Origin of the sequence: Streptomyces sp. H39-C1 (genome assembly GCF_027158125.1) — a bacterium.
GTDB lineage: Bacteria > Actinomycetota > Actinomycetes > Streptomycetales > Streptomycetaceae > Actinacidiphila > Actinacidiphila fildesensis.
The window spans coordinates 1-9,581 of record NZ_JAPVLS010000163.1 but is presented as its reverse complement, the minus strand read 5'-3'; the positions used below and the strand labels follow the sequence as shown (position 1 = coordinate 9,581).

The 9,581-nt window shown below is 66.7% G+C and carries 4 protein-coding genes; 2 read left to right on the top strand and 2 right to left on the bottom strand.

Features of this window, described 5'->3' with window-relative positions; translation table 11 throughout:
* Positions 1–81: 81 nt before the first annotated feature.
* The gene (locus tag O3W51_RS45975) at positions 82–5,484 is read right to left on the bottom strand and encodes a DUF6531 domain-containing protein (protein WP_269289923.1); all 5,403 of its coding nucleotides are present in this window, start codon (positions 5,482–5,484) and stop codon (positions 82–84) included.
* Between the two features lie 465 nt (positions 5,485–5,949).
* Here O3W51_RS45975 and O3W51_RS45970 point away from each other — a divergent pair, with 465 nt between their 5' ends.
* Positions 5,950–6,468: a hypothetical protein gene (locus O3W51_RS45970; protein ID WP_269289921.1), complete on the top strand. Its 519-nt coding sequence runs from the start codon at positions 5,950–5,952 to the stop codon at positions 6,466–6,468.
* A 1,032-nt stretch (positions 6,469–7,500) separates the two neighbouring features.
* Here the strand turns inward: O3W51_RS45970 and O3W51_RS45965 are convergent.
* Entirely contained in the window at positions 7,501–8,445 is a 945-nt protein-coding gene (locus O3W51_RS45965; protein ID WP_269289919.1) for a hypothetical protein, read from the bottom strand.
* Positions 8,446–8,559: 114 nt separating this feature from the next.
* Between O3W51_RS45965 and O3W51_RS45960 the strand changes: the two genes are divergently transcribed.
* Entirely contained in the window at positions 8,560–9,204 is a 645-nt protein-coding gene (locus O3W51_RS45960; protein ID WP_269289917.1) for an SIMPL domain-containing protein, read from the top strand.
* Positions 9,205–9,581: the final 377 nt, after the last annotated feature.

Sequence of the window (9,581 nt, the reverse complement as noted above, 5' to 3'; positions counted from 1 at the left end):
GCATGTGCGCCACCCCTCCGCGCTCGTCTTCGCCCAATCCATGTGGCGCAGAACCCACCAAACCATCAGCAAACGGATCCACTACGCGCAACGACGCCTACGAGCTCTCCAACCGCCCCTGTAGTACAGGGGAAGTTTCACCTGAATGATCACACCACCAAGATCGTTACGGCCTTCCGCAGCACCTCGCGCAAAGCGCAAGGCCGTCTCTTTATCAGTGGTCCAGGACGTATAGATACTCTTGGTGTTTCCATCATGGTGAGATGGAATGTTGGAGTGTCCGCCCCGGGGCGTTGCGATTCCCTGAATTGCGTCATCGTACCCGGGATGTTCCGTCGAGAGGCCGCGATAGAGGTAGTTGACTCCCTCCTCCTCCGTCATGGAACTAACAGAGAATCCACCGCCGTTGAAGGCCGGGTCGTCGGCATGCGCAGCTCCCGGGCCGTATCGCGGCGACGCGGTCGTACCGCCCTTGCCGAAGAGTCCCTTTGTCCACTTGAAGGCGGGGCCGATGAGAGTGCCTCCTCCTCCGCCGGCGGCGCCGATGAGAAGGTCCATGGGGGTGGTGGGTTGGCATTGGACGGTATTGACGGCCCAGTTGTAGCCTGCGCCGATCGCGGCGTTGATGCCGGCTGCAGCCCAGGTTGCGGAGGCGCCTTCAAGGCCCATCGCCGCGGCCGAGGCGCCGCCGATGGGGGCCAGAAGGCCGGCGCCGATGCCGATGACGGTGCCCTTGCCGGTGGCGGAGGCGAAGTCGCCCCAGTCCCACGGGCCGTCGCGATGCTGGAGGGCGTAGATGCCGGCGCCGACTACGCCGCCGATGACGCCGCCGACGACCGCGCTGATACACAGGGGGCAGGCGCCGGAGGGGTCGGACTGGTTGACGGGATCGTTGTTGGCGTAGGCGTAAGAGGAGGTGTTGGGGCTGCCGGTGGCGGCTGAGATCGGGTCGCGGCTGGTGAAGCGGCCGGTGGTGGTGTCGTAACTGCGGGCGCGCAGGTTCACCCGGTCCGGGAGGGCGGAGTCCTTGGCCTGTCCGGTGTAACCGAACACGCTCTGCTGCCCGCCGGCGACGGTGGCCGTGCCGGTGGTGGCGCCGAAGGTGCCGTAGGTGTACTTGTAGGTCTCCTTGGCTGCCGTGTCGATGACGCTGCGGACGGAGCCTTGGCGGTCGTGCAGGTAGGAGAAGCTGCTGGTGGCGCTGCGGTCCACGGACTGCGGCCGGCCGGCCGGATCGTAGTGGTAGTCCCCCACCAGAGCGCCCGCACCGTCGGTGTCGGTGGCGAGCTGGGGCATCGGGTTGTTGATGTCCCAGCGCGACGTGCCGACCAGGGTGTTGTTCTTCTTGGTGGTGGTGCGGTTGCCGTCGGAGTCGTAGGTGAACGCGGCGGCGGTGGTTCCGGTGGTGGAGGTGGTCAGGCGCCCGGCCGGGTCGTAGGTGGAGGCGGTGGCGCCGACCTTGGTCTGATTGCCGTCGTTGTCGTACCCGAACAGCGTGGTGGTGGTTCCGGTGACGGCCTGGGTCAGCTGGTCGGCGGCGTCGTAGGTGTTGGTGGTTTTCGTCGTGGTGGTACCAGCGACGGTGGTGGCAGTGGCGCGGTTGCCGGTCTTGTCGTAGGTGTAGCTCTCGCCGGTGGTGCCGGTCAGGCACGAGGTGGCACCGGTGTCGGCGCAGGCCCGGGCCACCCGGCCGGCCGGGTCGTAGTCGTAGCGGGTAGCCCGGTAGACGGCGGTGGTGGCGTCCTTGTACTGGTCAGTGATGACCCGTCCATCGCCGTCCCGCCCGTACTGGCGCGCACCGGCACCCTGCGAGAGCGATGCCAGCTGGCCTGCCCGGTCGTAGGTGCGGGTCTCGGTGACTGCCGGGGTACTGGGCAGTGTGGTGGAGGTGAGGTTTCCGGCCAGGTCGTAGCCGTAGGAGGTGGCCTTGCCGTTGACCGTAGCGGTCTTGATGCGCTGGTCGGTGTCGTACCCGTAGGTGGTGGTGGAACCGTCGGGGTAGGCACGGGTCTTGATCGTGTTGTCGTTGAAGTACGTGTATGTGAAGGGCTTCGCGACGCCCGGCGAGGTGGCGGTCAGCAGTTTGTCGGCGTCGTCAAAGGTCAGCGTGCGGCTGCCGGTGGCATCGGTGACGGTGGCCGGCCGGCCCGCCGCGTCGTAGGTGTAGGAGACGGCCGGGGTGGCGTCGGAGTACGTGGTCTTGGTGATGAGGTTGCGGGCGTCCAGCGTGGAGGTGATGCTCTGGCCGCGGGCGTTGGTGACCTGGGCGGTGTTGCCCTCCGGGTCGTACAGCAACGACACGATGTGGGTGAGCGGGTCCTTGATGGAGGTGGTGCGGCCCTCGGCGTCGTAGCCGTAGGTGGTGATGTGGTTGTTCGCGTCGGTCTTGGTCTCCGCCTGCCCGGCGGGGTTGTAGCTGTAGACGGTCTTGCCGCCGTCCGCACCGATGGTGGACTCAACACGGTCCAGCACGTCGTAGCTGGTGGTGGCGGTCCTGCCCCGGGCATCAGTGGTGGAGATGACATTGCCGTTGGCGTCGTAGCCGGTGCTGCGGAGGTGCCCAAGCGGGTCGGTCACCGCGACCGGCTGCCCGGCCTCGTCGTACTTGACCGTTGTGGTGTAGTCGGCCGGGTTCGCGCCGGTGGCGTTGCCGCGCGGGTCCACGCTGCTGGTGCGCAGTCCGTCCTTGTCGTAGCCGAAGGTGGTGCGTTCCTTGAGCGGGGTGACCTGGGCGGCCAGGTTCCCGTCGTTGTCGAATTCGTAGGTGGTGGTGTCGCCACTGTTCGTCTTGGTCGCGGTGAGCCGGTTCGCGGCGTCGAAGACGAACGTCGTGTCGTGGCCGAGGGCGTCCGCCCGCTTGGTGGCGTTGCCTTCACGGTCATAAGTGACGGTGCGCTTGTGGGCCAGGGCGTCAGTGGTCGTGGTGGGCTGGTTCTTCGCGTCGTAGTCGAACGCGATGGTGTGGCCTTGCGGGTCCGTGGTCGTCTTGCGATTACCGACCTTGTCGTACCCGTAAGTCCACGTGAAGTCCGCGGTCTTCGCGCCGGGGGCATAACCGCGCGCAGTGACCGTCTGGATCAGGCGGCCGGCTTTGTCGTAGCCGTAGGTGGTTTTCGCGCCGGTGCGGTCGATGACCGAGATCTGGCGGCCCGCCAGGTCATAGCCGGCCGTGGTGGTCTTGCCAAGCGGGTCGGTGGTGGTCTTGAGGCGGTTGGCCGGGTCGTAGTCGTAGGTGGTGACCCGGTTCGCCGCGTCGGTGACCGTTTTCAGGTTCCCGGCCAGGTCGTACTTGCTGGCGGTCAGGTGGCCGCGGGCGTCGGTCACCGAGGTGATGCGGTCGCCGTCGTCGTAGCCGTAGGTGGTGGTGAACTTCGCCGGATCCGCACCGGTCGCGTTACCGCGGGGGTCGACGACGGTCTTCAACCGGCCCGAGGCGTCATAGGTGCGGGTGGTCTTGCGGCCCTCGGGCGTAGTGACGGTGGTGAGGTTCCCTGTGGCGTCGTACTCGTAGTTGGTGATCGGACCCAGGGGTGTCTTCTGGGTCTTGCGCTGCCCGTTGGGCCAGTACGTGTAGGTCGTCTCGTGCAGCAGGGCGTCCTTGGCCGAGATCAGCCGGTTCTGCGGGTCGTACCCGTACGTCGTGGTGTGGTAGTCGCTGTCCTTGTAGGTGGCAAGGTTGCCTGCGGCGTCGTAGGTCCAGTTCTCATAGCCGTCGATGAGGCGGTCCTTGAGCTGGCCGCTGGCGTAGTAGTCCCAGGACGTCTGGCGGCCTTCACCGTCGATGGCGTTGTCGCGGTTGTAGTGGCCGTCGTAGCGGTAGTAGCTCTTGTTGCCCAGCGGGTCGATCTGGGTGAAGAGCAGGTTCGTGGCGTAGATGTCCGTCCACACCCCGCCGTCCGGTGCGGTGGTGTCCACCTCGTCGAACACGCCGGTCTTGGTGTAGGCGTAGCTGGTCTTGGCACCGTCCGCCGCGGTCTGGGACGTCACCCGGCCCTGCGCGTCATAGACGTTGAAGACCTGCCGGTGGCCCAACGCGTCGGTAACCGCGTTCAGCAGACCGGCCGTGTCATACCCATAGGTGCTCACGGCTCCGTCCAGTGCGGTGACGGATGTCAGCTGCGCTCCGGTGTAGCCGTAGTCGACATGCCGGCCGTCGGCCAGCGTGAGCTTGCTCAGCCGTCCGCCGGTGTAGGCCAGGGCCACGGTGCGCCCGGCGGCGTCCGTGATCGAGGAGACCTGACCGCCGGTGTACGCCAGCGTCAGCCCCTGACCGGAGGAGTCCTTCATCGCCGTCAGGTGACCGGTGCCGTCGTAGGTCAGCGTGCGGTGATCCGGGGTCGTCAGCCGGTAGCCCGGCCCGTCGACCACCAGGGACGACCTTGCCCAGCCCGGCGCGGTGAACGTCCCACCCGATGCCTTGGTGAAGGGATGCAGCGCACCGCCCTCCGCATGCAGGGTGACATTTCCGCCGCTGAGGACCTCCAGGCTGCTCTCCCAGGGCAGCAGCCAGCCCCTCCCCAGCACACCCGAGGCGGCGACATCGGAGGCGTAGCTGCGGTTCGCGGTGAACGAGATCCCCGGCGCGGACACCGCGGCGTCGGCGAAGGACTCGGCGAACGCGCCGGTGGCGGTGTTGACCGGATCGCCGCGCAGCACGTCCGAGCGCGGGCTGCCGCTGGCGTCCCCGCAGATGCAGCCCCGGGTCGCGTCGACGGGCAGGATGGGGACGATGGCGAAGTGGTTGTACGAGCCGCAGCCACCCGTGTCCGCACTGTCGTCCATCACCCGGACGCACTCGTGGACGAAATACAGGGGATCGGACTTCGTGCACGGCTTGGGCGGCAGCGTGATGACCGTGTTGACGACTGGCGGCGTCGGCGCTGTGGGACCGGTAAAGCCCCAACTCGGCGCAGACACCACCTGATTGAAGTCGATGTCCGGTACGGGGTCGTCGTTGCAGTAGTTCGTGATCTGGTAGGAGACCTTGACCGGGTGCCACTCCACGACATTGGGATCGCCGCCGGTTTGGTACACCGCGGAGGACACCATCAACGGCTCACCGGGAACAGCGGCCCCCATGTGGTTGCCGAGACTGCCCAGCCATCCGCCCTGCTGGGCGGCGGTGTTCCCGAACGGGTCCTGGGTCACCTGCCAGTAGACCAAGCCCGAATGCTTCGTCGCGGCGACCGCCGACCGGCTCTTCGGCGCCGGGACCATGCCCGACCGGCGCTTGTTCGTCTCCGCGACCTGCTGCGCGGTGGCCGGGACACCATGCCCCGGGGGCAGCGCATGCGATGCGGTCCGCGGTGGCAGGAATCCGACCTGCTTGCGGCGCTCCGCCAACGTCATCGGCTTCTGCGGCTTCACCGGCGCCGGCCCACGACCGGCCGCCTGCTGCACGGGCGCCTGCGCCGTGGCCTGCTGGGCCGGCAGGAAGCTCAGCCAACCGCCGCCCGCCACCACCGACAGGACAACCGCCACCACCACAAGCCGCGTTCGGACCAGGACAGCACGCAACACCGCATACACCCCCCGTGTATTCGAGTACGCCACAACCGTCACTGGCGCACCACAAGTTCGCACAGTCTTTCGATACATCGAACGCACGGGAAGATCACACAGTCAGCACATGTCATCCTTTACCAGTTTTCCCACCCATCGCTTTACGAATTCTTTACCAATTCTCGTCACGCAGAGCTATCTTCACCGGAATGCTCCGGGCCGCACATAACAGCAGCCCAAAACCCCCCAACGGACGGTGAGGACAGCACGCTGCCAGCCTGGTCGTTCAGCAGACCCATACACCGAGCGCGCCCCACGGCCTGTTCATCGCGGGCGCGAGGTCCGCAGCTGCGGCAGTGGTGCCACGACGGGGAAGTCTCCTACGTGCTGGGCGTTCCCGTTGACCGCCCCTTGAAGGGACCGCCGGGAAAGCCTCGCCAGCCGGTGGTGACGCTCGGCGATGACCTGCTGCGTTACGCGGAGGTCCGCGATCAGTGGGAACGCCGCTCGTGCGGTGACGGTGCGAAGGGCACCCGCGCATACGACTGGACGGCCTTCGCCGTGCGCGTGAAGGGCGAGGAGCCGGCCGAGGGCTTCGAGCACTGGCCGGTGCTACGGCGCTCGGTCCACCCCAACCGGCGCGGCACGGACGGCCAACTCCACCGGGAGGTCGCATACTTCCTCACTCGCGCACCTCACGGCACCATCGTCCCGGAGATCATCTCAAGAGCGGGCGGGCGCCGGCAGATCGAGGAGGACAACGAGATCAACAAGCAGCTCGTCGGCTTCGATCAGTACCAGGTCCGCAAATGGACGCCCTGGCACCGGTACGTCACAAGCTGCATGCTCGCCACCGCGTTCCTCGCCGTCCAACGCGCCGCCTTCCTCGAACCCGAACCCGAGGTGGGAGAGACCCCTGAGCAGGGAAAAGCCCAGATCCCCAGGGAGAGCGAGGCCGTCGGCTGATCCCCGGCCCCTTGCTGCGGCCCTCGGTCCACGCCATCCGTCACTGCCTGGCCGCATCCACCTCAACCCCCGCCACACCGCCCAGACAGTCATCACCCGCGAGCTATGGCGACCCCTCCACCAGACCCGGGCCCAGGTCAGCCACTACGACGTCGCGGTGACCCCCTCCCGCCCCGCCTCCGGGCCCACCACCAGCCGATCCCACCCATCACCGACTACCGCGACGCTTCCGCTTCAAATCGGATGGTTCTGTGACCGAGATCGACGGCACGTGATCCTCCACAAAAGTGGACGGAGTTCTATCGGCACGAGGACCATCGAGGCCCTGCTCGACCACGTGGCCGGGCGCCGAAAAAGCCCTGCTCGTCGGAAGCATATTGCCGGCAGAGCGGCGCCTGCCACTGTCGATTCCCGACAAGGCACAGGGTGGAATTCCCACAAGACACAGGGCCACCAGGGACTTCCGGCATTCCATGCCTGACGTCCCGTCAGCGGCGCTGTCCACCGCTCGTCCACCGAAAGAGGTGGGTACACACTCTCTGCAGGCCAGGCTGGGCCATAAAGCCGCAGGTCACAGCGATGAGCAGCCTTACCGTGACCACGGTGCGTGAACCCTCGACCTGCGCTTTTCGATACTTAGATGCCAGATGGCCTTCGCCAGCCCATTCCATGGTCACCGAATAGGAGAAACCCCAGGTCAGAGGCCTGACCCGGGGTTCACCTCGGAGCCCCCTGTCGGATTCGAACCGACGACCTTCGCTTTACAAGCGCCGCTGGGATTGTGATCGTGAGTGATGAAACGTGTCGCGCGGTGCTGTTCCTGCTGGTCAGCGCCGCGCGACATGTTTCACTGTCCGTGACGGGATGGCCCTTTCCAACCCGTCCGCTCACGCATCGCTCACGCAAATTGCCCCCGCAAACTGCAGAGTCGCAACATCACGAGGACGTTCATGTAGGCGAGCGCTGACCTCTCAGCAGGCGAACGAGATCGCGTCTGTCCACATGGAACTGCCCACCGAGTCAACGACGTCGTTACCGCCGATGTGCCAGGTAGACCGCGACGGCGTCGGCGAACCTCTCCCGTTCCTCCGCGTGCGCGACACGCCAGAATCCGATCGACGCGCCATCTTCGAGGTCGCGGAGGCTCGCGAGAAGCCGTACGAACGCCCCGAGAACGGCGGGGTCCCAACCCTCGCCGGAACGGAAGTCGAGGGTGATGTCCTCCCCGACGAAGAGACCCAGATCGGGGATCTCGACGGAGTCGAAGGCAATGCCCGTCAGCAGAATGTGGAAGGGATGCAGTTCACCGCGGAACACGGCCGCCGCCGGATCGGCCACCTCGCGCAGAGGGATGCCCTCATCACCGACAACGGGCCATACTTCGACCTTCTCCCCCAGCGGCGCGGCAACCGCCAGGAGCGCACCGTAGGCACGGCCTATGCCCTCGGCACTCAGGCCCGCCACCTCCACCTCCGGCAGCGACCCATCGTCCTCGGCGAACTGATGCCCGAGCCTCCTCCAGAGCTCCGCCTCCGCCCCCGCATCGGCCGAATCACCGAACGCCCGCCAGACGAGGCTGTCGACCAGCGCCCCGAACTCCTCCGGGAAACCCACCTGCGGCGCCTCCGTGACGACCACGCCGGCCCGAGTCACAAAGTCCACATCGGCCCAGCCACCCCGGAACAAGACAACCTGCAGCTCGGCCCCACCCGCCCCGGTGATCCGCACCCCCAGCGAATCCGGGTCCTGAACGCAGCTTCGGGGGGTCTCCAATCGTTGCGGCCAGGCAGCCGCCTCATCCCGCCACGTCAGAGCATCAACCGTCAGCCCGGCCGACTCCCAGCCCTGCCGCCTGCGAGCGATCTGACGGGCCGCCCAGTCGAGGTCACTATCCGTTCCATCCGCGAATGCTCTCCCGCCCGGCTCATCGCCACCACCGAGATTCCGGACCGGCACGAGGGCTCGATTGCGTCCCATAGAGCGACCGGTCAGTCAGGCAGCGACACCGGCTCGGTAGACGTAGCTCGATCAGATGATCGACGTGGCACCAATCGCCCACGCGGCGTGCGACAGCGTGTTTGACTTCCGCGCATGCAGACGACGATCAGTACTCCTTGGGGCGTTACCAGCTACGGCGCCGCCAGTGTTCAAGCCGCCCCCGACCTTGCCCGGATTCGCCTCGGCATCGACAGAACCGAAGCCTCACCGCAGGAGGCATTCGCCGTCGCGCGTGCCGGCATCACCGCGCTGCGCGAGGCCATACGAAGCCACGGAGTGTCGGACGGCCGGGTATCGGCGTCGCGGCTCGGCCTGGAGACCTCCTGGAACGGCTACGGGCCGGAACGCAAGTTCCTCGGCTACCGCTGCCAGGCCGCGTTCGCCATCGAGTTGAAGGAACTCGACTCCCTCGAACAGTTGCTGATCGATGCCGTCCAAGCAGGGGCGAACCACCTGGAGAGCGTCGACTTCGACGTGCGCAACAAACCAGAGCTCCGCGCCCAAGCACGCTCCGCCGCCGTCCGCACCGCGCGTGCGAAGGCGGAACTCTACGCCGATGCCGCAGGTGTGCAGTTGGGCTCGGTCATCCACATCGAAGACGTCGACCCGGAGAGCATCGGCGCCGGCCGCTACCGGGGGCACAGCGACTCCGGGACCGTGTCCGAGGCAGATCTCGCGCCCGGTGCCGTAGTGGTCTCAGCCGCAGTCGTCCTCGGGTTCTCGATCTCCCCCTCCTGAACCACGACGGCCTGATCGAGGCGCCAAGAGAGCAGGAGCGACCAGGTCACAGCGCGGAAGCCGACGCGAGGATCTGAAGGTTTCCCAGCACCGACAGCTCCGCCGGTGCGCATTCCGGCGGAGCGCTTCCAGCGGCGCGTGACGATTGGCAGAATCCGTGTTTCTCAGGTCTGAGTTGCCGAAGCGCGAAACGATGGCGGCATGAAGCAGCTCGAAGCGCATGAGATGCCGCTGGACAAGGTGGGCCTTCCCCCAAGGCCGGGTAGTTAGCGTTTTCGCAGGTCACGCAAGGGAAGTTGGTGACCATGTCGTGGCGGCGTAGAGGCCGGGGCCGAGCTTGTGGATGAGGCCGCTGGTGGCCCAGCGGTTCAGTTGTC